General features: G+C 68.5%; 16 protein-coding genes. 8 read left to right on the plus strand and 8 right to left on the minus strand.

Annotated elements, in window-relative coordinates; all coding sequences use genetic code 11:
* Nucleotides 1–58: 58 nt before the first annotated feature.
* Together cmk and ACSQ24_RS25370 are read left to right on the plus strand one after the other, a co-directional pair.
* Nucleotides 59–685 carry a (d)CMP kinase gene (gene cmk, locus ACSQ24_RS25365; protein ID WP_436097968.1) on the plus strand — a complete coding sequence of 209 codons (627 nt, stop codon included), beginning with the start codon at nucleotides 59–61 and terminating at the stop codon, nucleotides 683–685.
* A 194-nt stretch (nucleotides 686–879) separates the two neighbouring features.
* On the plus strand, nucleotides 880–1,701 hold the full coding sequence (locus tag ACSQ24_RS25370) for a DUF1194 domain-containing protein (RefSeq protein ID WP_436097368.1): 822 nt from the start codon (nucleotides 880–882) through the stop codon (nucleotides 1,699–1,701).
* A gap of 3 nt (nucleotides 1,702–1,704) precedes the next feature.
* On the opposite strand, the gene ACSQ24_RS25375 is transcribed toward ACSQ24_RS25370, so the two are convergent.
* Both ACSQ24_RS25375 and ACSQ24_RS25380 read right to left on the minus strand, forming a co-directional pair.
* Nucleotides 1,705–2,901 carry a multidrug effflux MFS transporter gene (locus ACSQ24_RS25375; RefSeq protein ID WP_436097369.1) on the minus strand — a complete coding sequence of 399 codons (1,197 nt, stop codon included), beginning with the start codon at nucleotides 2,899–2,901 and terminating at the stop codon, nucleotides 1,705–1,707.
* 220 nt (nucleotides 2,902–3,121) lie between these two features.
* Nucleotides 3,122–4,531 (minus strand): sodium:proton antiporter, encoded by a 1,410-nt coding sequence (locus ACSQ24_RS25380; protein WP_436097370.1) that lies wholly within the window; start codon nucleotides 4,529–4,531, stop codon nucleotides 3,122–3,124.
* A gap of 339 nt (nucleotides 4,532–4,870) precedes the next feature.
* On the opposite strand from ACSQ24_RS25380, the gene ACSQ24_RS25385 reads away from it, so the two are divergent.
* A complete protein-coding gene (locus tag ACSQ24_RS25385) occupies nucleotides 4,871–5,662 on the plus strand; it encodes a class II glutamine amidotransferase (protein ID WP_436097371.1) in 792 nt (263 codons plus the stop codon).
* A 43-nt stretch (nucleotides 5,663–5,705) separates the two neighbouring features.
* Nucleotides 5,706–8,216 (plus strand): ATP-dependent helicase HrpB, encoded by a 2,511-nt coding sequence (gene hrpB / locus ACSQ24_RS25390; protein WP_436097372.1) that lies wholly within the window; start codon nucleotides 5,706–5,708, stop codon nucleotides 8,214–8,216.
* A gap of 164 nt (nucleotides 8,217–8,380) precedes the next feature.
* Here hrpB and ACSQ24_RS25395 read toward each other — a convergent pair whose 3' ends face one another.
* The gene (locus ACSQ24_RS25395; RefSeq protein WP_436097373.1) at nucleotides 8,381–10,528 is read right to left on the minus strand and encodes a transglycosylase domain-containing protein; all 2,148 of its coding nucleotides are present in this window, start codon (nucleotides 10,526–10,528) and stop codon (nucleotides 8,381–8,383) included.
* A gap of 302 nt (nucleotides 10,529–10,830) precedes the next feature.
* On the opposite strand from ACSQ24_RS25395, the gene ACSQ24_RS25400 reads away from it, so the two are divergent.
* Nucleotides 10,831–11,226, plus strand: a complete 396-nt coding sequence (locus ACSQ24_RS25400) for a DoxX family protein (protein ID WP_436097374.1) — start codon at nucleotides 10,831–10,833, stop codon at nucleotides 11,224–11,226.
* 74 nt (nucleotides 11,227–11,300) lie between these two features.
* On the opposite strand, the gene trxA is transcribed toward ACSQ24_RS25400, so the two are convergent.
* The 5 genes from trxA to ACSQ24_RS25425 form a co-directional block, all read right to left on the minus strand.
* Nucleotides 11,301–11,621, minus strand: coding sequence for a thioredoxin (trxA, locus tag ACSQ24_RS25405; RefSeq protein WP_436097375.1), 321 nt, complete (start codon nucleotides 11,619–11,621; stop codon nucleotides 11,301–11,303).
* Between the two features lie 88 nt (nucleotides 11,622–11,709).
* On the minus strand, nucleotides 11,710–15,195 hold the full coding sequence (addA, locus tag ACSQ24_RS25410) for a double-strand break repair helicase AddA (protein WP_436097376.1): 3,486 nt from the start codon (nucleotides 15,193–15,195) through the stop codon (nucleotides 11,710–11,712).
* A 226-nt stretch (nucleotides 15,196–15,421) separates the two neighbouring features.
* On the minus strand, nucleotides 15,422–18,526 hold the full coding sequence (gene addB / locus ACSQ24_RS25415) for a double-strand break repair protein AddB (RefSeq protein WP_436097377.1): 3,105 nt from the start codon (nucleotides 18,524–18,526) through the stop codon (nucleotides 15,422–15,424).
* 4 nt (nucleotides 18,527–18,530) lie between these two features.
* Nucleotides 18,531–19,265: a nucleotidyltransferase family protein gene (locus ACSQ24_RS25420; RefSeq protein WP_436097378.1), complete on the minus strand. Its 735-nt coding sequence runs from the start codon at nucleotides 19,263–19,265 to the stop codon at nucleotides 18,531–18,533.
* Between the two features lie 287 nt (nucleotides 19,266–19,552).
* Entirely contained in the window at nucleotides 19,553–20,218 is a 666-nt protein-coding gene (locus ACSQ24_RS25425) for a nitroreductase family protein (protein WP_436097379.1), read from the minus strand.
* Between the two features lie 82 nt (nucleotides 20,219–20,300).
* Here ACSQ24_RS25425 and polA point away from each other — a divergent pair, with 82 nt between their 5' ends.
* The 3 genes from polA (at nucleotide 20,301) to ACSQ24_RS25440 (ending at nucleotide 25,038) form a co-directional block, all read left to right on the plus strand.
* Entirely contained in the window at nucleotides 20,301–23,351 is a 3,051-nt protein-coding gene (polA, locus tag ACSQ24_RS25430; RefSeq protein WP_436097380.1) for a DNA polymerase I, read from the plus strand.
* Nucleotides 23,352–23,447: 96 nt separating this feature from the next.
* Nucleotides 23,448–24,614, plus strand: a complete 1,167-nt coding sequence (locus ACSQ24_RS25435) for an AI-2E family transporter (RefSeq protein WP_436097381.1) — start codon at nucleotides 23,448–23,450, stop codon at nucleotides 24,612–24,614.
* A 61-nt stretch (nucleotides 24,615–24,675) separates the two neighbouring features.
* Nucleotides 24,676–25,038, plus strand: a complete 363-nt coding sequence (locus tag ACSQ24_RS25440; protein WP_436097382.1) for a glycine zipper domain-containing protein — start codon at nucleotides 24,676–24,678, stop codon at nucleotides 25,036–25,038.
* Nucleotide 25,039 lies beyond the last annotated feature (1 nt).

Consider the following 25,039-nt stretch of genomic DNA (forward strand, 5'->3'; position numbering starts at 1 on the left):
GAAAGACGATGCCGTGCCCGACGCCCAGCCGCCCGCTTCCGCGACTCAGGCCGACCGGCTGGTCATCGCCGTCGATGGGCCGGCGGCCTCCGGCAAGGGCACATTGGCACGCCGGCTCGCAGCCCACTACGCCCTGCCCTATCTCGATACCGGCCTGCTCTACCGCATGGTCGCCCGCACCATGCTCGATGCCGGCGAGCCGCTCGACGACGTTGAAGCCGCCGCCACCACGGCCGCAGGCTTCGACGATACTGCGATCGACGAGGCCCGGCTGCGCGGCCGCGAGATCGGCGAGGCCGCCTCGGTCGTGGCGGCGATTCCGGCGGTCCGGCGCGCCTTGATCGACCGGCAGCGCCGCTTCGCCGCGGCCGGCGCGGGGGCGGTGCTCGATGGGCGCGACATCGGCACGGTGATCTGCCCGGACGCGACGGTGAAGCTCTTCGTCACCGCGACCCCGGAGGTCCGCGCCGCACGTCGGCACAAGGAGCTGGCCGGACGCGGCGAGGCCGCGACGCTCGACGGCATCCTGGTCGATATCCGCCGCCGCGACGCCAGGGACTCAGGCCGTGGCGACGCTCCGCTGAAGGCTGCGGAGGACGCTGTCCTGCTCGATACCTCGGCGCTCGGCGTCGAGGAGGCCTTCCAGGCCGCCCTCGCCATCGTGGAGAACCGCAGGCACGGCTAGCCTTGCCGGAAGACCGGCTCGCTCGAAAGCGTTGCCCAGTTTTCAGGCTGGTACTCTCGCTTTCGTGTGCTTTCGTGCTTGGTGCGAATCGAAACTGGGCGCAGACTTCGGCGACATTCGTTTGAAGCCTGCCTTCGTCCGAAACCATCCTCCTTTCGGCGTCACGCTTCGACGGACAGATGACGGAGGTTTCGATGCGGCGCTGGCTGTTCGGTCTCTTTTGTCTTGCGGCAGTCGGGCTCTGGCCGGCATCGGCGCTCAATGCGCAGCAAGCGGCTCAGCCCCCCGAGGAAGTCGACGTCGCGCTGGTGCTGGCGGTCGACGTCTCCTACTCGATGGATCTCGACGAGCTCGCCTTGCAGCGCAACGGCTACATCGAGGCCTTCCGCTCGAAAGAGCTGCACGAAGCCATCGCCAAGGGCGCGATCGGCAAGATCGCCGTGACCTATTTCGAATGGGCGGGCGGCGACTTCCAGCACATCGTCAAGCCCTGGACCATCATCGAAAGCCCGCAATCGGCCATCGCCTTCGCCGAGGAGCTCGGCGAGGCGCAGACGCGGCGCGGGCGGCGCACCTCGATCTCCGGCGCGATCGATCTCGCTGTCTCGCTGCTCGAGACGAGCAATGTCGCGGCGCTGCGCCGCGTCATCGACATCTCCGGCGACGGCGCCAACAATGACGGGCGCCCGGTGACGCAAGCCCGCGACGCCGCCCGCGACAAGGGCATCGCCATCAACGGCCTGCCGGTGATGCTGAAGCAGGCGAGCTATTTCGACATCGACAACCTCGACGTCTACTACGAGGAATGCGTCATCACCGGCATCGGTGCCTTCGTCATCCCTATCCGCGAGCGCAAGCAGTTCGCCGATGCGACCCGGACCAAGCTGGTGCGCGAGATCGCGGAAATGCCGGCCTCAGGATCTGAAGCCCTCGTCCAGAAGGCGCAGCAGGCCCCAGCATCGCGCCTCTCCTGCCTGCAGGGCGAGCGGCAATGGCGCGACCGGATGGGGAACTGAGCCTCAGGCCTTGCCGGCGCGGATTCCGACGCTGGCGTGGAAGAGAATGAGCGTCGCCACGCCGATCACCGACATCACGACGGGCAAGGGCAGCGCGCTGCCTTTCAGCAGATGGCCAACGAGCAGGCCGACGCAGGCTGCGAACAGCATCTGGCACAGACCGGTCAGGGACGAGGCCGCGCCTGCCCGCTCGGGGAAGGGCATCATCGCCGCAGCCTGGGCCTGCGGCATGGTCAGGCCGATGCCGCAGGCATAGAGCGCCATCGGGCCAATGACGCCGAACGGTCCGCCAAAGCCGGTCGCAACGCAGACCAGCATGGCGAGCCCGCCGCCGGCAAGGCAGGCGACGCCGAGCGCGATCACGCCATCGAGTCCCTGCTGCCCGACCAGGCGCTGGGCGATGATGGTGCCGAGGATGAAGCCGAGCACGGCACAGCCGAAGGAAAGCCCGTAGACCGGCGCCGACAGGCCGTAGACGCCCATCAGCACGAAGGAGGAGCCCGAGATGAAGGCGAACAGGCCGGCATAAGCGAGCGCGGTCAAGGCGACATAGACCCGGTAGGGCCGGCTCTGCAGCAGCAACCGATAGCCGCGGATGATCGCGGGCAGCGAGAGACGATCGGGCGAGCGCTGGCGCAGCGTCTCCGGCATGATCGTCACGATGATCGCGAGCATGGCCAGCGCGAAGACGAGCGAGGCGAGGAAAGTCGAGCGCCAACCAAAGGCGTTCTGCAGCACACCGCCGATGACGGGCGCGATCGCCGGGACGAGGCCCATGATCATGCCCATGCGGGCGAGTTCGCGGCCGGCGCGCGGGCCTTCATAGAGGTCGCGCACCATGGCCCGTCCGAGCACGATCGGGCCCGACGCGCCGAGCGCCTGGGCGAAGCGGGCGCCGACCAGCGCCTCGATCGATGGCGCGAAGGCGCAGGCGAGCGTGGTGGCGATGAACAGGCCAAGGCCGATCATCAGCACCGGCCGGCGGCCGAGACGGTCGGAGAGCGGACCCCAGATGACCTGGCCGGCAGCATAACCGAACAGGAAGGCCGAGAGCGTCGCCTGCGCGCCGGCAAAATCGGTTCCCATCACCCGCGCGATCTCGGGCAGCGAGGGCAAATAGAAGTCGGTCGAGAGTGGGCCGAGCGCCGTTAGCATGGCGAGGACGGCGGTCATCGCCAGCGTGTCGGGGCGCAGGGGCATCAAGGGCTCTCTGATCGGTCCGCCGCGGTTTAGACGATGTCGGAGCGAGGCGGAACCACATCGTCATTCCGGGGCGGTCGAAGACCGAGCCCGGAACCCATGACCACGAGGGTGCCCGGGCAGGCGGCGGTCGTCACGCATCATTCGGCAGCTTCGGCGGATATGGGTTCCGGGCCCGCCGCTGCGCGGCGTCCCGGAATGACAACCGTCCGCTAGTACCTCAGAAGAAGATCAGCGTCTGCAGCAGGAAGAGCGGGATCAGGATCGCGCCCGACCAGAGCATGTAGCCGAAGAAGCTCGGCATCGCGACCTTCCGGTCCTTGGCGATGGCATAGACCATGAAGTTCGGCGCATTGCCGATATAGGAGTTGGCGCCCATGAAGACGGCCCCGGCCGAGATCGCGGTCAGTGTCAGTGCCCCGGTCGTCATCAGCGCCTTGGGATCGCCGCCGGCGAGCTCGAAGAAGACGAGATAGGTCGGAGCGTTGTCGAGGAAGGAGGAGAGCGCGCCGGTCAGCCAGAAATAGGCGGCATTGTCGGCGCTGCCATCGGCGTTGCTGACGAGCGCGACCAAAGGCGCGAAGGCACCGTTCCGGCCGGCCTGCAGCATGGCCAGCACCGGAATGATGCAGGCGAAGATGCCGGCGAAGAGCTTGGCGACCTCCTTGATCGGACCCCAGCTGAACTCGTTGCCGGCGCGCACCGGCTTCGGCGTCAGGACGAGCGACAGGCCTGCGAGCACGAGCAGGACAAGGTCGCGCGCCAGGTTCTGCCATTCGACGGCGACGCCATGGATGGTGAAGGCAAGGCCAGGCTTCCAGCTCGCCGACATCAGGATGGCGAGGATGACGCCGCCGAGCAGGAGGATGTTGATCTTGCCGAACAGCTTGATGGCGCGGTCCGGCGTCGGGTCGCGCAGTGGCGGGTAGGTCTCCTCCTTGCGGAAGAACCAGCTGTCGAGCGCAAAAAAAAGCGCGAGCAGGACGGCGACCGCGAACAGCGTCTCCGGCAGCAGGTGCGTGGTCGTCCAGAAGAAGGAGACGCCGCGCAGGAAGCCGAGGAAGAGTGGCGGGTCGCCGAGCGGCGTCAGCGAGCCGCCGATGTTCGAAACCAGGAAGATGAAGAAGACGACGACATGGACGTTGAAGCGCCGGGCGTCATTGGCCCGCAGCACCGGGCGGATCATGATGATCGAGGCCCCGGTCGTGCCGACGAAGCTCGCCATCAGCGTGCCGATCGCGAGCAGTACCGTATTGGTCGCCGGCGTGCCGTGCAGGTTGCCGGTGATCAGGATGCCGCCGGCGATGGTGAAGAGCGCGAAGAGCAGGATGATGAAGGGAACGTATTCGAGCAGCGCGGTATGCAGCAGCGCGCCCAGCGCCGGATCGAAGCCGCGGAACAGCAGCAGCGGCACGACGACCAGCACCGCCCAGAAGGCGGCGAACTTGCCGTAGTTCAGCTCCCAGAAATGCGGGAACAGCACCGGGCCGAGCGCGATCGAGAGCAGCATCCCGGCGAAAGGCAGCGCCCAGGTGACGCCCATGGTCGCGCCGCCGATGTCACCGGCGGCAAAGGCGGCCTGAGGAGCGAGAGAAAACAGGAGCGCCGCGCCGGCGAGCTTCGTCAGCATGAAAATCGGCCCCTTCCCTGCCCGCTTGCCGCGGGACGTCGTCGTCACCCCATCGTGGCGACGGTTATAGCAAGGCCATGCGGCTCGCAATCGTGCCGGCATTCACTTCCCGGTCGTCCCGGGCGACCCATCGGGTCCGACCTCCGGTCGGCCCGACGGCAGGCTCCGGGAGACCCGGGACCCATTCCGGAACGGGTCAGGAATGGATCCCGGATCGGCGCGGCTTCGCCGCTTGTCCGGGATGACCATGTCGCGGGAGATGAATCGCTATGCCGGCATTCATTCTCGTGGAATAATCTTCTCCTGCGGCGTCCTGCCCGCACCTGATTCGGGACCATCATGTGCCGTTTCCTCGCCTATGCCGGCGCCCCCGTCTTCCTCGATGACTTCATCGCCTCGCCCTGCCATTCGCTAATCCACCAGTCGCTGCACGCCGAGGAGGCCAAGACCGGCACCAATGGCGACGGCTTCGGCGTCGGCTGGTATGGCGAGCGGGAGGAGCCTGGCCAGTACCGCGAGATCAGGCCGGCCTGGTCGGACGAGAATTTGCTCTCGATCGCGCGTCTGGTGCGCTCGCATCTGTTCTTCGCGCATGTGCGCGCCGCGACCGGCACGGCGACGACGCGGGCGAACTGCCATCCCTTCGTCCATGGCCGATATCTGTTCATGCATAACGGCCAGGTCGGCGGCTATGCCCTGATCAGGCGCAGGCTCGAGAGCCTGATCCCGGACGGCCTCTACGGAGCCCGTGTCGGCACCACCGATTCCGAGGCACTGTTCCTGCTGGCGCTGGCGCGCATCGCCGAGGGCGCAGCGCCCAGCGATGCGCTTGCGGGAGCCTTGGGCGACGCGCTGGCGCTGATGCAGGAGGCCGGCGTGCGCGAGCCCCTGCGCTGTGCCGCCGCACTCGCCGATGGCGAGACGATCCATGCCGTGCGCTGGTCCTCCGACTCAAAGCCGCCGACGCTTTATCTCTGCGATCGCGGCGATGCCGTGATCATCGCCTCCGAGCCGGTCGATGCCGCGCGCGAGTGCTGGCAGGCGCTGCCCTGCAACACGCTGGTTTCGGCAAAGGCCGGCGCTGTCAGCATGACACCGTTCGAGGTTGGGCTGAAACAGGCCGCCGCCTGACGCAGCTTGCACACGCGCACCACCTGCGCCACATCGCAGGCCCATGCGCGCCTTCGACACAGCCTTACCGATCGACGCGATTCTCGACGCTCTCGCCGGCTCCCTGTGCGAGCGACCGAACGCCGTGCTCGTCGCGCCGCCCGGCGCCGGCAAGACCACGCGCGTGCCGCTCGCCCTGCTCGACGAGCCTTGGACCAAAGGTAACGGCAAGCCCGGCAAGCTGATCGTGCTGGAGCCGCGGCGCCTCGCGGCGCGCGGCGCGGCCAATCGCATGGCGCAGACGCTCGGCGAGCGTGTCGGCGAGACGGTGGGCCTGCGCGTCCGACTCGGCTCCAAGGTCGGGCCGAAGACGCGGATCGAGGTCGTCACCGAAGGCGTCTTCGCCCGGATGATCCTCGACGATCCCACGCTCGACGGCGTCGCCGCCGTGCTGTTCGACGAATTCCACGAGCGCTCGCTCGATGCCGATTTCGGACTGGCGCTGGCGCTCGATGCCCAAGCCGGCTTGCGCGAGGACCTGCGCATCCTGGTGATGTCGGCGACGCTCGACGGCGCGCGGGTCGCGCGGCTTCTCGACGATGCACCAGTGATCGAGAGCGAGGGCCGCGCCTATCCGGTCGAGACGCGCTATCTCGGCCGAGACCCGCTGAAACGGATCGAGGACCAGGTCACCGAGGCCGTCCTTCGGGCGCTGAACGAGCAGGCAGGCTCGCTGCTCGTCTTCCTGCCGGGCCAGGGCGAGATCAGGCGCGTCGAGGAACGCCTGCGCGAGAAGCTCCGCGATCCCTCAGTCGAGATCGCACCACTCTATGGCGCGCTCGACCAGGCCGAGCAGGACCGCGCCGTGCTGCCGGCGCCCAAGGCCAAGCGCAAGGTCGTGCTCGCCACCTCGATCGCCGAGACCTCGTTGACGATCGAGGGCGTGCGTGTCGTCATCGATTCCGGCCTCGCCCGCGTACCGCTCTACGAGCCCGATATCGGCGTGACCCGCCTCGTCACCCAGCGCGCCAGCCGCGCGGCGTCCGACCAGCGCCGTGGCCGCGCCGGCCGCACCGAGCCCGGCATCTGCTACCGGCTCTGGGAAGAGGCCGCGAACGGCTCACTCGAAGCCTTCGCCCGGCCGGAGATCCTGTCGGCCGACCTCGCCCCGCTCCTGCTCGACTGCGCCGCCTGGGGCGTCACAGATCCGACTCAGCTCGCCTTCCTCGACCCGCCGCCGGCACCGGCGCTGAAGGAGGCGCGGGCGCTGCTCAATGATCTCGATGCCCTCGATCCAGATGGCCGCATCACCGAAAGCGGCAAGGCGCTGCAGGCGCTGCCGCTGCCGCCGCGGCTCGCGCATATGGTGGTCGGCGCGGCACATCATCGCCAAGGCGAGCCGGCCGCTCTGCTAGCCGCGCTGCTGGTCGAACGCGGGCTCGGCGGCGATGCGATCGATCTCGCCGAGCGGCTGGAGCGCTTCGGGCGCGAGCACGGCGGCCGTGCCGGCGACATGCGCCGCCTCGCCGAGGGTTGGGCGCGGCAGGCGGCGAGCAAGGTCCCGGCCGGCGCGGAGCAGGTGCTCTCGCCCGGGCTCCTGCTGGCGCTCGCTTTTCCCGATCGCGTCGCCAAGGCGCGCCAGCTCGGTTCCGGGCAATACCTGCTCGCCAATGGCCGGGGCGCGGCGCTTGAGCCCGGCCAGAGGCTGGCGCGCGAACCCTATCTCGTGGTCGGCGAGATGACGGGAAGCGCGCAGCAGGCCCGCATCCTCAGCGCCGCCGCGATCAGCGAGGCCGAGATCGCCGCGCTCGCCGGCTCCGGTCTGATCCGAATCGCCCTGTCGGAGCGCAACGAGACCGTGTTCGACCGGCAGGCACAGGCGCTGCGGGCGCGCGCCGCCCGCAAATACGGCGCGCTGGTATTGGCCGAGCGGCCTTTGCCGGTCGAGACTTCGGCGGAGAATGCCGAGGTACTGGCGAAGGGTATCGCCGCTCTCGGGATCGACGCGCTGCCTTGGGGTAAAGCGCAGGCGCAATTGCGCGAGCGTGTCGCCTTCCTGCGGGTGGCCGAAGGGGAGGATACCGGCTGGCCCGACCTCTCCGATAGCGGGCTCGCCGACAACGTCTCAGACTGGCTGGCGCCGAACATCGTCGGCCGAAGCTCGCTCTCGGCAATCACCGCAAGTGATCTCGACACCGCGCTCTCGACCCTGCTGCCCTGGGAGCTGAAGCGGCGGCTCGACGCGGAGGCGCCGACGCATTTTGCGGCGCCGACCGGCTCGCAGCTCGCGGTCGACTATGGCGCCGAGGCCGGCCCGACGATCTCGGTCCGGGTGCAGGAATTGTATGGGCTGGCGCAGCACCCTTCGCTCGCCGGCGGGCGCGTGCCGCTCGTGCTGGAGCTGCTCTCGCCTGCGCATCGGCCGATCCAGGTGACGCGCGACCTGCCGGGCTTCTGGCGCGGCTCCTGGGCGGCGGTGAAAGCCGAGATGAAGGGGCGCTATCCGCGCCATCCCTGGCCGGACGAACCGGCGGCAGCCGCGCCGACGACTCGCGCCAAGCCACGCGGAACCTGACGTCGCGCCTCCGTCTTTCCGGGGCAGGCCGACAGGCCTGAGCCCGGAATCCAGAGCCGATGCCGTTTGCAGAAGAACGCGACGCTCGTAGCGCCCTATCGACCGCTCGCATCGGTTCTGGGTTCCGGGCTCGCCGCTGCGCGGCGCCCCGGAATGACGGCGGGCTACCCGCCGAACAGGCGCTCGAAGAAATTCTTCTCCTGCGGCGCCGGCGGCGTCCAGGCGCGATCGCCGGTGGCGGCCTGCTGGGTCCGCGGCGACGGCGCGACGCCGGCGACCGGCTCGCCGGTGTCGAAGATCGACTTCGGCGCCGACTGCCAGAGCCCGCCCGGCAACTGCACCGGCTGCTGGCCGGCATGGGCTGCCTTCATGTACTTGCCCCAGATCTCGGCCGGCAGGCCGGCGCCGGTGACGCGCTTCATCGTCGAGTTGTCGTCGTTGCCGACCCAGACGGCCGTGACGAGTCGCCCGGTGAAGCCGACGAACCAGGCGTCGCGATAATCCTGCGTCGTGCCCGACTTGCCGCCGACCTCCCAGCCGGGAAGGTTGACCTTGCTGCCGGTGCCGCCCGTCATCACCGCGTGGAACATGGAGTTCATCATCGAAAGCGTCTGCGGCTGGATCACCGGGCCGAAATTATTCGCCTTGCGGGCATAGACGACCTTGCCGCTCGTCGACCTGACCTCGCGGATCACATAGGGCAGCACCGATTGGCCGCCATTGGCGAAGCTGGCATAGGCGGCGGTCATCTCAAGCGGCGTCACTTCCGAGGTGCCGAGGGACAGCGACGGATTGGCCTGCAATGACGAGTTGATGCCGAGGCGCTGGGCCGTGCGCACGACCTCGCGCGGCGTCACCTCCTGGATCAGGCGCGCCACGACCGTGTTGAGCGAATGGGCGAAGGCGGTTTGCAGCGTGACCGGGCCGCGGAAGTTGCGGGAGTAGTTCTCCGGCTCCCAGCCCTTGATCGAGACCGGGGAATCGTCACGGATCGTATCCGGCGTCATGCCCTTCTCGATCGCGGTGAGATAGACGAACGGCTTGAAGGACGAGCCCGGCTGGCGATGCGCCGCCGTGGCGCGGTTGAACTGGCTCTTGGTGTAGTCGCGCCCGCCGATCAGCGCGCGGATCGCGCCGTCCGGCGCCAGCGAGACCACCGCGCCCTGCGAGGCGTTGAGCTTGCTCCCCTGCGCCGAGAGCGCATCGACCAGGATCGTCTCAGCCGAGCTCTGCAGCTTGGTGTCGACCGTGGTCAGCACGGTGACGTCGCCCTCGATCGCGCCAATGAAGTCGTCGAGCACGTCCATGACGTAGTCGGCGGCGTAGTTGACCGAGCCGGCCCCGACGCGCTCGGGCACCTCGGCCGGGGCGACGAGCGCCGTCTTGGCCGAGGCCTGCGAGATCAGGCCCTGATCGGCCATGGCGGTGATGACGAGCTGGGCACGCTTCTCGGCCGCTTCGGGGTTGCGGTTGGGTGCAAGCCGCGACGGCGCCTGGACGAGGCCGGCAAGCATGGCGGCTTCGGCGATCGAGACCGAGCGCGCCGACTTGTTGAAATAGCGCTGCGCCGCCGCCTCGACGCCATAGGCGCCCGAGCCGAAATAGACGCGGTTGAGATAGAGCTCGAGGATCTGGTCCTTGGTGTAGGTCCGCTCCAGCCAGAGCGACAGGATTGCTTCCTGGATCTTGCGGGCGGCGGTACGCTCCTGGGTCAGGAACAGGTTCTTGGCGAGCTGCTGGGTCAGGGTCGAGCCGCCCTGCATGCCGCCACGCTTCGTCAGGTTGTTGACGACAGCGCGGCTGAGGCCGATCGGATCGATGCCGAAATGCTCATAGAAGCGCTTGTCCTCGATCGCGACGAAGGCCTTGGGCAGATAGGGCGGCACCTCGCCGATCGTGATCGTGCGCCCACCCGTCTCGCCGCGATTGGCGAGGAGCGAGCCGTCAGCCGCCAGAATGGCGATGTTGGGCGGCCGCTTCGGCACGGTGAGCTGATCGATCGGCGGCAATTGCGCGGCGTGATAGGCGACCAGGCCGCCAAGCCCGAGCACGACCCAGAGGCCGAGCACGAAGCCCCAATAGACAATGCGACCGAAGAAGGAGCCGCGCTTGCGGCGCTGCTTGCGGCCGCCACGCGGTGGGGTCTTCTGGCGGCTCGGTTGCTGGCGCGGTGCCACCGGGTTCCTTCCTCCGCGATAGGGGCGATCCTCGGCCGACAGGCGCAAATCTCCGTCGTCGCGCTCGTAATCGTCGCGCGCACGCTCGAACGACGGCTCGCGCCGCTCTCCGCCTCGTTTCGACCGGTCGTTCATCCCGCCCCGTTCAGGCCCCACCGCCGCGCCGCAGTACACAGCCCGGTGATTACCAGACAGGATTCAAACATGGCGCTTTTAAGAGGTGGTTAAGCCCGATTCCGGCGATTTTTCTGCAATGGTGAACGGAGCTTACCGCTGTTGCCGATTTACCGCTCACCGGTTTTGCTGCGCTGCAAACGAAAACGTGACTTGATCGGCCATTGCCGGCCGAAGACAAGCGCCGAGCGGCAGAAGGGCTTCTTCGCCAGCAAACACAATTGCTTAGACCAATTCAAATCGGACGGAAGGTGCCCCGCCCCATGCAGGCTCTCAACTCATTGAATCGCTATGCGCCGCAGGCGCTCGCGCTGCTGCGCATCGCGGCGGCGCTGATCTTCATCGCCCATGGCACGCAGAAGCTGTTCGGCTTCCCGGCTCCGCCGGCCAACGGTCTCCCGGCGATGTTCACGCTGTTCTGGTTCGGCGCCGTCCTCGAAACCTTCGGCGGCCTGCTGATCCTGATCGGCCTGTGTACCCGCCCCGTCGCCTTCATCCTCGCGGGCGAGATGGCCTATGCCTACTGGATGTTCCATGCGCCGCGCAGCGTCTATCCGCTCCTGAATGGCGGCGACGCCGCGATCCTCTACTGCTTCGTCTTCTTCTATCTGGTCTTCGCCGGCGCCGGCGCCTGGGCGCTCGACAACCGCTCGAAGTGACCGAAGCGAGAGGCTGAAATGACGAAGGCCCGCCCTCGTCGAGGGCGGGCCTTTTTTATTACATCAGCTCCAGGTCAGACCGCAGCCGAAATCCAGCGCGACAGATCGCTCTTCGGGGCGGCGCCGACCTTCTGCGAGGCCAGCTTACCGTCCTTGAACAGCATCAGCGTCGGGATCGAACGGATGCCGAACTGAGCCGGGATCTGCTGGTTCTCATCGACGTTCATCTTGACGATCTTGACCTTACCGTTCATCTCGCCGGCGATCTCCTCGAGCGCCGGGCCGATCATCCGGCAGGGGCCGCACCACTCAGCCCAGAAATCCACAACCACCGGCTCGCTCGACTTCAGCACATCGGCCTCGAAGCTCGCATCGGTCACTTTGGTCGTCGCCATGGCTCATCGCCTTTCGATTCGCGCGCGGCAACAACGCCGCCATTCACCGCTGAAGCTATGAACGGGCGGGCACAGGGTCAAGGCTGGCTCACCTGCCGGTGAAGCGGGGCTGATCCGTCATATTCGCCAGGGTAGCGTCGAGCAGTTCGGCACCGGGCTCCAGCGGCTTCAGGCTCGCCGTGTAGATCGCAATCGCCCTGACCCGGCGGTCGGGATAGATCTCGCCGATGAGCCGCCGATAGACCGCAAGCTGCGCCAGCGTCGATGCGGGCAATGCAGCTGCGTTCTCGGGCGGGCGCGCGGCCGTCTTGAAATCGGCGATCAGCACCTCGTCATCGCTGACAGCGAGCCGATCGATCCGGCCCTGTACTGGCCGCCTCATGCCATCAGCCATGGTGATCTCGCCCGCGAGCGGCACCTCGGCGAGGCTGCCCGGCCCGAACAGTCCGCCGAATTCCGGTGCGGCAATGAGCGCGAGCGCGTCTTCGACGATTCCGGTGCGTCGCTCCTTCGGCAGCGAGCCGCCACGCGCCTCCGCCAGCGCATGGGCCGTGCTGGCGCGCCGTTCCGGCGGCACCTCCGGCAGAACCTGTAGCAGCAGATGCGCGAGTCGGCCGGCCGCTGCGGCTCCGGCGAGGAAAGGCCCGTCATGCGGGCGCTCCTGCGCGTCGGCAGCGGCGAGCGCGCTCGACGGGCGCAGCGGCGGCGCGGGCTCAGCCTCTTCCGCTGCAGCACGCGTCAGCCAGTCCGGCGGCGTAGTCGCGGCCGCGGCCGCAACGCCCTCCTCGGCCGCTACGTCTCCCGGCCGGGAGACCATGAAGCGGCGGACCTCGCCGTCGCCATCGGGGGCCGGCACGTCCCGCAGCCAGGGCTCGGAGCCGGCGAGGCCAATGCCGGCCATGGCGTACCAGGAGCCCTCCGGCGCCTCGCCCTTGGCTTGCGTACCGCAGAGGATCAACCGCTCCTCGGCGCGGGTCAGCGCGACATAGAGCAGGCGGTGATGCTCTTCGACCATCTGCGCGACGATCGCGTCCTTGGCGCGCCGCATCGCGGCGGGATCGTCGGCCCGCTTCGTCGGCCAGACCGGCACCTGCGCGCCGCGCGGCGGCGCGACCGCCATCAGCTTCGGCAGCCGCCGCTCGCCCGGCGCGACGCCGAGATCGGCGAGGATGACGACCGGCGCCTCCAGCCCTTTCGAGCCGTGCACGGTCATGACCCGGACTTCGCCGGCGCTGGCTGAGAGATCACGTTTCACCTGCGTCGCCACCGCGCCGATATGGTGCAGGAAGCCGGCAAGCGAGGGGCCATAGCGGCGCTCATGATCGAGCGCGGCACTGAGGAAAGCGTCTAGCGCGTCGGCGGCCTCCGGGCCGAGCCGGGCGAGCGCGAGATTGCGACCGCCGCCTGGCCCAAGCAGCCCCGCAAAGAAGCGGAACGGGCCGCAGCGCCCGGCCTCTTCGGCGAGCTCGGTCAACCGTGCCTCGATCGCGGCATAACGCGGCTCGGTCTGCGCTGCCTGGCGGAAAGCCTCGCGCAATGAGCCCTTCCGCTCCGGCGCGAGGCGCATCAGATCATCGTCGTCGAGGCCGAAGAGCGGCGTCTTCAGCGTGATCGCCAGCGAAAGATCGTCCTGCGGCAGCAGGATGGTGCGCCCGAGCGCGACCAGATCCTCGACCGCCGGATGGTCGGCCAGGGTCAGCCGGTCGCGGCCGGCAACGGGCACGCCGCGATCCTTCAGCGCCTTGACGATCGCCTCGAACAGCGCGCCGCGCTGGCGCAGCAGGATCATCACATCGCCGGGCTTGAATGGCCGCCCGATATCGTCGCGGCCGGCATCGCTCCAGCGCTTCAGCACATCGGCGATGCGGGCGGCGAGCTTGACCAGGCCCGAGCGCCGCTCGGGCGCATCGACCGGTGCGGTCCAAGCGTCGGGCTTGTCGCCGGCATCGTCGGCGGAGACCGGCCAGAGATCGACAGCCCCGATCGCCGCGCGCTTGACCGTGTCGTGCCGCTCCGGCCCGGCGCCGCCGTCGAAGACGAGGCCGCGCCAATGCTCCCGCGGCGCGAACACCGCATCGACCGCGCGCATGATGTCAGGCGCCGAACGGAAGGAGGTGGTGAGGCTGATCGGCTCGAACCGCTGGCCCGCCTCCTGGAGGCGCCGGCCGAGCAGCCGCCTTTCCTCGCTGAAATGGGCGGGCGCCGCGCCCTGGAAGCCGTAGATCGACTGCTTCTCGTCGCCGACGACGAAGACGGTGCGCGGCCGCACCAGCTCACGCGCGCCCTCTCCGGCCGAGAACTCCTCGGCGAGACGGCGCAGGATCGCCCATTGCGCCTCGCTGGTGTCCTGGGCTTCGTCGAGCAGGATGTGGTCGATGCCGGCATCGAGCTTGTAGAGCGCCCAGGCCGGATCGACCCGGTCGAGCAGTGAGCGCGTCTTGGCGATCAGATCGTCATAGTCGAGCAGCGAGCGCTGCGCCTTCAGCTTGCGATAGGCGGCGAGGATATGCGTCACCAGCACAGACAGCGCCGCGCTGCGCTCGCGCACCGTGATGGCATTGAGCTGCTCGATGGCTTCGCTCAGGCAGGTGGCGACGGCGTCGAGCGCCGCGTCGAGATGATCGGACAGGACGCTCTTGCCCTTGCCGCGGACATGTTGGCTGACAGTGCCTTCCAGGGTCAGCAGCCCGGCGCGGCAGGCGGCGATCAGATCGCGGCCTTGCTCCTGCGCCAGTGCCGATCGCAGTGCCGCTGCCGCGCGCTGCCTCGTCTCGCTCGCGGAGCCGAAGGCGTCGATCAGTCCGGTGAGGTCGGGAATCTCGCCGAGCTCGGCACAAAAGCGCGCCCTGACCTCATCCGCCGTCAACTCCGGCGCAATGCCGAGGAAGGCGGAGAGTCCTGTAACGATCTCCTCCGGCCGCCGCGCCCGCCCTTGCGCATCGCTGAACACGGCGCGCTGATGCAGTGCCTCGCGCATGATCTGGTCAAAGGTGTCCTGCGCCGCGTGCTCGGCCATGAAGCTGAGCGCCCGGGCCTGCGGGCCGTCCGGATCGGCTTCGGCCGCAGCGAGCAGGTCGCGCCTTGCATCGCGCATCAGCTCGGCCTGGGCGAGATCGTCGGCGACCTCGAACCGCGGCGGGACGTTGGCCTCGAAGGGCGCGCTCTGCAGCACGCGGGTGCAGAAGGCGTGGATCGTCTCGATCTTGAGGCCGCCCGGCGTCTCCAGCGCCTGCGCGAACAGCCGCCGCGCCCGGCTGATGTCGCTCGCTGCCGGGAGCTTTCCCGTCAGCGCCGACAGCGCCGCCCACAGCACCGAGTCGGACGCCACCGCCCAGACCGAAAGCGCCCGGAAGACCCGGTTCGACATGTTGGCGGCTGCGGCCTTGGTATAGGTGATGCAGAGCATGCGGCCGGGCGCGACGCCGTCGAGCAACAGCCTGAGTACGCGGTTGACCAGCACATGGGTCTTGCCCGAACCGGCATTGGCCGAGACCCAGGCGCTGAGATCGGGCTCGGCCGCGAGCGACTGATTGCGGCGCGTCTGCTCGGGAATGGTCCAGCCGGCGGGCGTCATGGCAGAGCGCTCGCTTGCGAGAGCTGCCGTCGATATCCGACGTCGCCAATGAGGCGCGGGAGCCCTCCCCCCTTGTGGGGGAGGGTTGGGAGGGGGGTGACTAGGTGAGCGGCATCGAGACTTCGTCGATGATCAGCCTCACGGCTGGCTACCCCCCTCTCCAGCTCTCCCCCACAAGGGGGGAGAGGGCCGGTTGCGGTTCCGCCATCTCGCCAGAACATCGCCCTCATGCCTCGTCTCCGGCATCGCCGCCGAGATCGGGCGCTGCCGACCACTCCTTGACCCGGGCGAGCTGGTCATAGGGGCTGGCGTATTTGATGTAGGCCGGCGCACGGCGCGACAGCCAGGGCTCGCGGCCGGCGCGCAGCACGGAAAGATGATCGAGCAGTTGCACGAGATGACGGGCCGTGACGTCGGCCTGCGTTTCGTCCTTGAACGACAGCTTCTTGTCCTTCTCCCAGCTCTTGGGATCGTGGTTGAGCCTGAGGTACAGCAGGGCCTCGACCGGGCCGGGCAGGATGTCGGGGGAAAAGCCGTGGCGCTGGGCGAGCTCGGCTTCCAGCGTCAATTGCGGGGCGAAGCCGAGGCGGACCTGCTCCTCGCTCGGCGGCGCGCCGGTCTTGAAGTCGATGATGCGTAACGACCCCTCGCGCGTGATCTCGACCCGGTCTGCCCGGCCGGTCAGCAGGATCGAGGTGCCGTCCGCCAGTGGAAATTCGCCTTGCGTGTCGCGCTCGACCGCGATGCGGGCGAGCCGGGGCCGCCGCCTTTCCTCCCAGCCGAGAAAGTTCTGCGCGATCAGCAGGAAGCGTGGCCACCAGAAGGCGCGGACCTCGGGCGTCTCCTCATAGGCGCGGAAGAACCGCTCGCCGATCTCGATCAAGCTGCCGAGGGCGCCGGCCGGAACCTGCTCCGGATAGGTCTCGGCGAAGGTTCCGACGATGTCGTGCAGCAGCGAGCCGCGATCGGTCGCGCCGGGGTCCTCGACCAGCTCCGGCAGGGCGTCGAGCCTGAGGATCTTGCGAGCATAGACCGCATAGGGATCGCGATAGAGCGTCTCGACCTCGGTGACGCTGAACCGCTTCGGCTGCAGATGCGGTGCCGGGTGAGGCTTCGGCCGCGCTACCGGCAGAAGATCGGCCGGCCCGCTCAGCAACCCCGCCCACGTCACCAGCTCGCGCCCGCGCGCCTCGGCGTCGGCCCAGGCGTCGGCCGGCGCGACCGCCTTGAGCCGCTGCCAGAAGCGCGAGGGGATCGTCTCGGCCTCGCCGGCCTTGCGGGCCCGGGTCAGTGTCACCTTGCCTGCGAGCGCCGCCGCGACGAAGTCATGCGCGGTCTGGCCGATGCGGCGCTCGGGCGGGGAGAGGCCCAGTTCCGCCCGCATCGGCCGGTTGATGAAGGAATCGGTTTCGGTCGCCGGTGGCCAGACGCTCTCGATCAGCCCGCCGAGCACGACATGCTCGGCCTCGAGCAGGCGGGCTTCGAGCAGGCCCCAGATCTTGACGCGGGGATGGCCGGGGTCGCTGCGGTGCACGACGCGCTCGCCGATCAGACCTTCGAGGATCGCGATCCAGTCGCGGGCCCGGCCCTCGCCCGGCGCCTCCGGCAGCGCTGCGTCAAGATCGTCGAACAGGGCGGCCAGCGCCTCGCCATCCGGCCCGTGCCAGGCGAGGACGGCGCCATCATCGTCACCGCTCAGTTTCTCGACCGCACGGCGGGCCTGCGCCGCGATCTCGCGCAATCCCGGTGAGGGACCCGCCAGCGCCGCCACGAGCGGGGCGAACGCGTCTTCCAGCGCGGCGAGCACCTCTTCGGCCGCGCCGATATCCTCGCCCGTCAGCCGGCGACGCGGGCGCGGTGCATAGGTCGCTTCCCGCAGCTCTGGCATCGCCTCGAAGGCGCGGCGCAGGCCGGCGAAACCGAGGCCGACGGCCTCGCCGCGCCAGCAGCCGATCTCCAGCGCCGCCGCGCCCTGCCGCAAGCGCACTTCCGGCAAGCCGAGCCGGCAGAGCGGGTGAGCAAGCAGCGCCACGAGGCTCGCCGGCGAGAGATTGCCATCGACCGCATCGAGCGCCAGCCGGAGCAGAGCACCGGCCGGCCAGCGGCCAAGCGGCATTCCGGCGGAATCATCGGCCTGGATGCCCCAGCGCCGGAGCTCGACGGCGACGCGCTCGGCAAGGCCGCGATCGGGCGTGATCAGGGCAGCGCGGGCATCCGGCTCCTCCAGAGCCTCGCGCAAAGCCAGCGCTGCAACCAGCGCCTCCTCGCGCTCATCCGCGGCTTCGACGATGCGCAGGCCGTCGAGCGCCCCGGCGGCGATCGGCGCAGCACCGGCCCAGTCATCGGTGACCGACGCGGGCAGGAGGGCCCGGCGCAACAGGTCGCGGCGAGTGCCCAGAGCAAGCGAGGGCTCGGCAAGGGTGACGACTTCGTCCCGGCTCGCGCCGATCTCGTCGAGCAGGCGATGCAGCGCCGCCTGCGGATGCGAGGGCGCCGGCTCCTGGACAATGGCGCGCCAGCCCTGCTCGGAGAGCGCTTCGTCAAGATCGGGCAAGATGACGGCGCCGTTTGGCGCGCGAGCGAGTGCGGCGAGCAGGCGGGCCGTCGCCGGGACCGTACCGGTCGAGCCCGCCGCGATCACCGGCCCGAGGAAGTCGCCGGCAAGTAGTCTGTCGCGCTCGGCGGCGAGCATGCGGTTGCGGAACTCGGCCGGGTCGCATTCGCCGCGCTGTTCGAGGATCGCCGGCCAGGCCTCGGCGATGATGTCGAGGAAACGGGCGTTGAACTGCCAGATCTCGTCGAAGCGGGCGGCATCGAGACCCTTCAGCCGCGTCGGCGAGACGCCTTCGGTCTGCAACTGGTCGAGCAGATGAGCGAGATCGCCGCCGAGGCCCCAGGCCTCGGCCAGCGTCGCCGGCATCAATGCAGGCTCGGCCGGGTCGAGCCTGAGATGCTGGCGGTTCGCGGTGCGGCCCCAGGCCGAGATCAGCGTCGTCAGGATGAAGCGGCGGCGCAAGGGATCGATCGGCGCGGTCCGCTCCAGCGCCAACGCATCGCTCGCGCCGGCGATCAGCGCCGTCTCGGCCTCGTCAACATCCCCCAGCGGCACGATCCGCGGCAGCAGCAGCGGCCGGCCGCCGAGTTTTTCCGCGAGCACCGCGGAAAAAGCGCGAGCGGCACGGCGCGTCGGCAGATAGAGCGTGGTGCGCGAGAGGGCAGTGGGATCGATCGGGTCGAAAGCCCTGCCGAAGCGGCCTGCGATCAGCGCCTCGGCGAGCACGGAGAGGAAGGGCGCGCCGGCCGGGATGCTGAACAGGTTGAGCCCGGCCATCGCGTCAGCTGCCCTGATGGGCGGCGTAGGCCTGCTCCGCCAGCGGGATCGCCTCGGGCGTGCCGACATGGAGCCAGCGACCGTCGAGCAGATGGCCGAAGAGGGTTCCCGCGGCGATGCAGCGATCGAATAGCAGGTTCAGCGAGAACGGCCCGTCCGGGGTATCCGCGAACAGCTCCGGCTTGATGATCGCGACGCCGGCATAGACGTAAGGCGCACTCGCCGCCTTTCCGCGCCGCGTCAGCCTGCCGGCCTCGTCCCGAAAGAAGTCGCCGGCACCGTCGAAGCCGACGCTGCTCTCACGCTCGGCGAGCAGGAGCAGCATGTCCATGCGCCCCGCATCCCAGGCAGCGGCCATGGCGGCGACATTGGACGCCCCGCGCTCGCTCCAGAGCGAATCCGAGTTGATATGGAAGAAGGGCTCATTGCCGAGCAGCGGCAGCGCCTTCTTCACGCCGCCGCCGGTTTCGAGCAGGACGTCGCGCTCATCAGAGATGACGATCTTCGGGCGAGAGCGACCGGCGACGCGCGCCTCGATCTGCTCGGCGAGATAATGGACATTGACCACGGCGTCCGCGACGCCGGCTTCGGCGAGGCGATCGAGCGCATGGTCGAGCATGGTCTTGCCGGCGATCGCGACCAGCGGCTTCGGCAGCGTATCGGTGATCGGGCGCATGCGCTTGCCGAGCCCGGCGGCGAGCACCATGGCCCGGCGGATCGGCGGCGAACCGGTCTGCATGACGTGAACGAATCTCCTGCCGGCCAAGACTGCTACATCAGCCATGGCCGGCGCGATTGCTCAAGTGCCCCAGGCCGATCGCCTGGGCTCCTCCCTTCCCCCTTGTGGGGAAGGGTATGGGGATGGGGGTGGTTCCACCTGGTGAGCGTTGGCAAAATTCGGGTCTGGCAGCGACGGCAGCGCCTTCGGGTTCGAGCCGATCGCTCGGGCTTTGCGACCCCCACCCCTGCCCCTCCCCACAAGGGGGAGGGGTTCCCCGCGCCCTTCGCGCCTTCCATACAGCCCCCTCACAGGAAGCTCGCGATCTCCTCCAGCGGCTTCTTGCCAATGGCAGGCACGACGCAGCCTTCGGCGGGATAGCCGACCACCAGCAGGATCAGCGCCTTTTCATTGTCGGGCCGGCCGCAGAGTTCGTTGAGGAAGTTCATCGGCGCCGGCGTATGGGTCAGCGTCGCCAAGCCGGCCTGATGCAGCGAGGCGATCAGGAAGCCGGCGGCGATGCCGACCGATTCCGGCACGTAATAATGCTTCACCTTGCGGCCTTCGGCATCGTAGCCCCAGCGCTGGGCGAAGATCGCGATCAGCCAGGGCGCGGTGTCGAGGAAGGGCTTGTGCTCGTCGGTGCCGAGATGGGCGAGCGCACCCAGCCACTCCTCGCCGGCGCGGCCGGCATAGAAGACGCGCTCCTCTTCCTCGGCGCCCTCGCGGATCTTCCGCTTGAGTTCCGGATCGGAGATGCAGACGAAGGTCCAGGGCTGCTGGTTGGCGCCCGACGGTGCGGTCCCGGCGGTCGCGACCGCCGCCTCGATGATCTCGCGCGGCACCGGCTTGTCGGAATAGTCGCGCACGGTGCGGCGCTTGCGCATCGTCTCGAGGAATTCCAGCGCCCGCGCCTTCATCTCCGCCTCAGGCAGCCCCTCGAAGGCGAGCGGCATGGTGACATAGGCATTCATCACGTTTCCTCCTGACAGCTTCTTGCGAGCTTGCCTGCTTGCACAATAGACCATCCCGGTTTGCAGCCCTATGGTCCCGGCCATGACGAACGACAGCCCCCAGCTCAAGCCCGGCGACCACCTCTTCCTGGTCGATGGCTCGAACTTCATTTTCCGCGCCTATTTCCAGTCGATCAACCAGGACCGGAAATACAATGCCCGCTCCGACGGGCTGCCCTCGGGCGCGGTCCGGCTGTTCGCGACCAAGCTGTTCCAGTTCGTGCGCGAGGGCGTGCTCGGGGTGAAGCCGACCCATCTCGCCATCGTCTTCGACAAGAGCGAGAACTCCTTCCGCAAGGAGATCTACCCAGCCTACAAGGGCAACCGCTCCGACCCGCCGCCGGATCTGATCCCGCAATTCCCGCTGATGCGCGATGCGGTGCGCGCCTTCGGGCTGATCCCGGTCGAGCAGGACATCTACGAGGCCGACGACCTGATCGCGACCTATGCGCGCCAGGCGCGCGAGGCGGGCGCCGACGTGCTGATCGTCTCGGCCGACAAGGATTTGATGCAGCTCGTGCGGCCGGGCGTCGCCATGTACGACCCGGCCTCGGGCGACGCCAAGAAGGGCGGCGCCGGCTTCCGGCCTGAGCGGCGCATCGGCGAGCCCGAGGTGGTCGAGTATTTCGGCGTCACGCCGGACAAGGTCACCGATGTCCAGGCACTGGCGGGCGACGCCACCGACAATGTCCCGGGTGCGCCCGGGATCGGCATCAAGACGGCGGCGCAGTTGATCGGCGAGTATGGCGACCTGGAAACGCTTCTGAAGCGTGCCGGCGAGATCAAGCAGCCCAAGCGCCGGGAGACGCTGACCAATCCCGAGGTGATCGAGAGGGTCCGCATCTCGCACAGGCTGGTGACGCTGGTCGAGGACGTGCCGGTCGAGACGCCGGTCGGCGAGCTCACGCTGAATCAGCCCGATCCGGCCAAGCTCATCGCCTTCCTCAAGGCGATGGAATTCACCACCATCACCAAGCGCGCGGCCGAGGCCTACGAGGCCGATGTCGCCGCGATCGATGCCGATCCCGACCTCGCGCCTGGCGGCGCCCGCGCTGCGGCGTTGAAGGCGCTCTATGCCGAGACCGATGTGCCGGTCACTGGGGCGGCCGTTGCGGTCGCGACCGATGGCACGACGACAACCGTGGTCGCTGCCGCTGTCGTCGAAGGCAAGGTTACGCCGGAGGCCGATGGCTGGCTGCGGCCGGCCGATCTCGCTGCCGCGCGCAAGGACGCAGCGATCACGGTCAAGATCGACCACGGCGCCTATGAGTGCGTGCGCAACGTGGCCGACCTCTCGCGCTGGATCGGCTGGGCCTATGAGGCGGGTTTCGTCGCGCTCGATACCGAGACCAACTCGCTCGACGTGATGCAGGCCGATCTGATCGGCATCTCGCTCGCGGTCGCGCCGGGCAAGGCCTGCTATATCCCGCTGCAGCATCGCTCCGGCGACGGGCTGTTCGATTCCGGCCTGCTCGAAGGCCAGATCCCGCTCGACCAGGCGCTGGCCGAGCTGAAGCCGCTGCTCGTCGATCCCGGCGTTCTGAAGATCGGCCAGAACCTCAAATACGACATCGCCGTGTTCAACCGGCATGGGGTCGAGGTCGCGCCTTTCGACGATACAATGCTGGTCTCCTATGCGCTCGATGCCGGCAATGGCAGCCATGGCATGGACCGGCTCTCGGAGATCCATCTCGGCCATAAGCCGATCCCCTATTCCGAGGTCGCCGGCACCGGCAAGAGCCAGGTCACCTTCGACAAGGTGCCGCTCGACCGGGCGACCGCCTATGCCGCCGAGGATGCCGACGTTACGCTCAGGCTCTGGCTCGCGCTGAAGCCGCGGCTCGTGCCGGAGCGCAAGACCACGATCTACGAGACGCTGGAGCGCCCGCTCGTGCCGGTTCTGGTGCGGATGGAGCGCCGCGGCATTTCGATCGACCGGCAGATCCTGTCGCGGCTTTCGGGTGAGTTCGCCCAATCGCTGGCGCGGCTGGAGGACGAGATCCACTCGCTCGCCGGCGAGAAATTCACCATCGGCAGCCCCAAGCAGCTCGGCGACATCCTGTTCGGCAAGATGGGCCTGCCCGGCGCCAAGAAGACCGCGACCGGACAATGGGCGACCGGCGCCGGCGTGCTCGAGGAACTGGCCGAGCAGGGCCAGGAGCTGCCGGCCCGCATCCTCGACTGGCGCCAGCTCGCCAAGCTGAAATCGACCTATACCGACTCGCTGCCGACTTACGTGAATCCGCAGACCCACCGGGTCCATACGTCTTACGCTTTGGCTGCGACCACCACCGGCCGGCTCTCCTCCTCCGAGCCGAACCTGCAGAACATCCCGATCCGCACCGAGGCCGGCCGCAAGATCAGGACCGCCTTCGTCGCCGAGAAGGGCTACAAGCTGGTCTCGGCCGACTACAGCCAGATCGAACTGCGCATCCTCGCCCATATCGCGGATATCCCGCAGCTCCGGCAGGCCTTCGCCGATAGCGTCGACATCCATGCGATGACGGCATCCGAGATGTTCGGCGTCCCCGTCGCGGGCATGCCGAGCGAGGTGCGCCGGCGCGCCAAGGCGATCAATTTCGGCATCATCTACGGTATCTCGGCCTTCGGCCTCGCCAACCAGCTCGGCATCTCCCGCGAGGAGGCCAGCGCCTATATCCGCAAATACTTCGAGCGCTTCCCCGGCATCCGCGACTACATGGACCAGGCCCGCACCACGGTGCGCGCCAAGGGCGCGGTCGAGACGATTTTCGGCCGGGTCTGCCATTTCCCCGCGGTCGCCTCGAAGAACCCGTCCGAGCGCGCCTTCGTCGAGCGCCAGGCGATCAACGCGCCGATCCAGGGCTCGGCTTCCGACATCATCCGCCGCGCCATGATCCGGATGGAGGATGCGCTGGCGGAAGCCAAGCTCGACGTGCGCATGCTGCTGCAGGTGCATGACGAGCTGGTCTTCGAGGTGCCGGAGGCGCAGGTCGAGGCGGCGCTGCCGGTGATCCGCAAGGTCATGGTCGAGGCACCGCAGCCGGCGGTCGCGCTCAAGGTGCCGCTCGTCGTCGACGCGCGCGCCGCCGACAACTGGGACGAAGCGCACTGAGAGCCAGCTTCGGACCTCCGGAACCTTCGCCGCAACCGCCGCGTTGAGCAGGCGAAGTGCGCCGGGGAGCGCCATTTGCGCGCTGGATTCGACGACATGCTCAACGCATCCGCCTGGAAGCCGTTTCCGCGCTACATGACCGAGCCGGAGGACGATGCGCCCTCCAGCGAAATCACGCCCCAGGACCATGACCTCATCGTCCGCTACTGCATCGTCGGCATTTTCGTCATCCTCGCCACCGCCTCGCTCTACCTGACCCGGGTCATCGCGCTGCCGATAACCGCCGGCGTGATCTTCGGCCTGGTGCTCGGGCCGCCGGTCGACGCAATGGCGCGGCGCGGCATGCCGCAACACCTCGCCGCCGGTCTCGTCGTCTTCGTCGGGGTCGTGCTGCTGCTCGTGCTGATCGGCACGCTGACCGTCCCGATTGCCGCCTGGAGCGACCAGGTCCCCAAGATGGCGGCTGCGCTGAAGTTCAAGCTCGTCGGCGTGCTCGCCTTCATGGAGGACTTCAAGAAGTTCGCCGAGAATTTCTCCGGCGGCGACGGCGCCAAAGTCAGCGTCTCCGACAGCAATCCATTGGTCTCGATCGCGGTCACCTCAACCGCAGCCGCCGGCAGCCTCCTGATCTTCGTCGCGACCGTCTATTTCTGGCTGGCGACGCGGCGCCACCTCAAGGCCCGCGCCCTTCGGCTCTGCCTTGGCCACGGCGCTCGCAAATCCGCCGGCAGCTTCTTCCAGGAGGTCGAGACCCGCACGGCCCGCTATTTCGGCCTGGTGACGCTGATCAATCTTGGCATGGGCGTGATCAGCTTGCTGATCGCATGGACGGCCGGGCTGCCCTATCCGGTATTCTGGGGGGCGCTCGCCTTCTTCCTCAACTATCTCGCCTTCATCGGGCCGGTCATGGTCGCGGTCGCGTTCTTCGCCGCCGGCCTGCTGTCCTCGCCGCATGTCCTCGTCGCGGTCTGGCCGGCGGCAGCCTACTATGTCGTGCATCTCTTCGAGAGCAATCTGGTGACGCCGCTCGTCATCGGCCGCAAGCTGACGATTTCCCCCTTCCTCGTCTTCATCTCCTTCATCTTCTGGCTCTGGCTGTGGGGGCCGATCGGCGCAGTGCTCTCGACCCCGATCCTGCTCGTCGCTCTCGTCGCCCGTGAGGAAGTCGCCAACTATCGGCAGGCACTGCAGGGCGCCGATCAGGCCGTGAGCGAAACCGCGCCCACCACCTCGACCGGAACTGCGCCGGCGCTCGTGCGTTGAGCTTTGCGCCACGCCAGCGCGCATGGCATCGTCACCATTCCAACATCAAGGGAGCCGTTTGATGGCCGCAACCAGCAGCACCGCAAAGCGACAAGCCGCGGCCTCGGTCAAACGCGCCAAGGACGAGGTTTCCGACGCCGCATCCGACACGGCTGAGCGCGCCCGCCGCGCCGGCCGCCGCGTAAAGGGCGAGGCGGAGGAAATCGAAGCCAGTCTCACGCGCGGGGCCGAAGACCTCGCCGCAACCGTCAGCAGCAAGCTTAAGGCTGTCGGCGTCGACACCGACCGCATGGTCGAGGTCGCCCGCGAGCAGGCTGGCGACCTGGAAGAGCTGATCATCCGCGAGATCCGCGAGCGGCCATTGCGGGCGCTGGGACTGGCGGCCGCGGTCGGGCTGTTCGTCGGCTTCCTCTCGGCGCGCTAAG

The sequence above is a fragment of the Allobosea sp. LjRoot237 genome (genome assembly GCF_964253285.1).
Classification (GTDB): domain Bacteria; phylum Pseudomonadota; class Alphaproteobacteria; order Rhizobiales; family Beijerinckiaceae; genus Allobosea.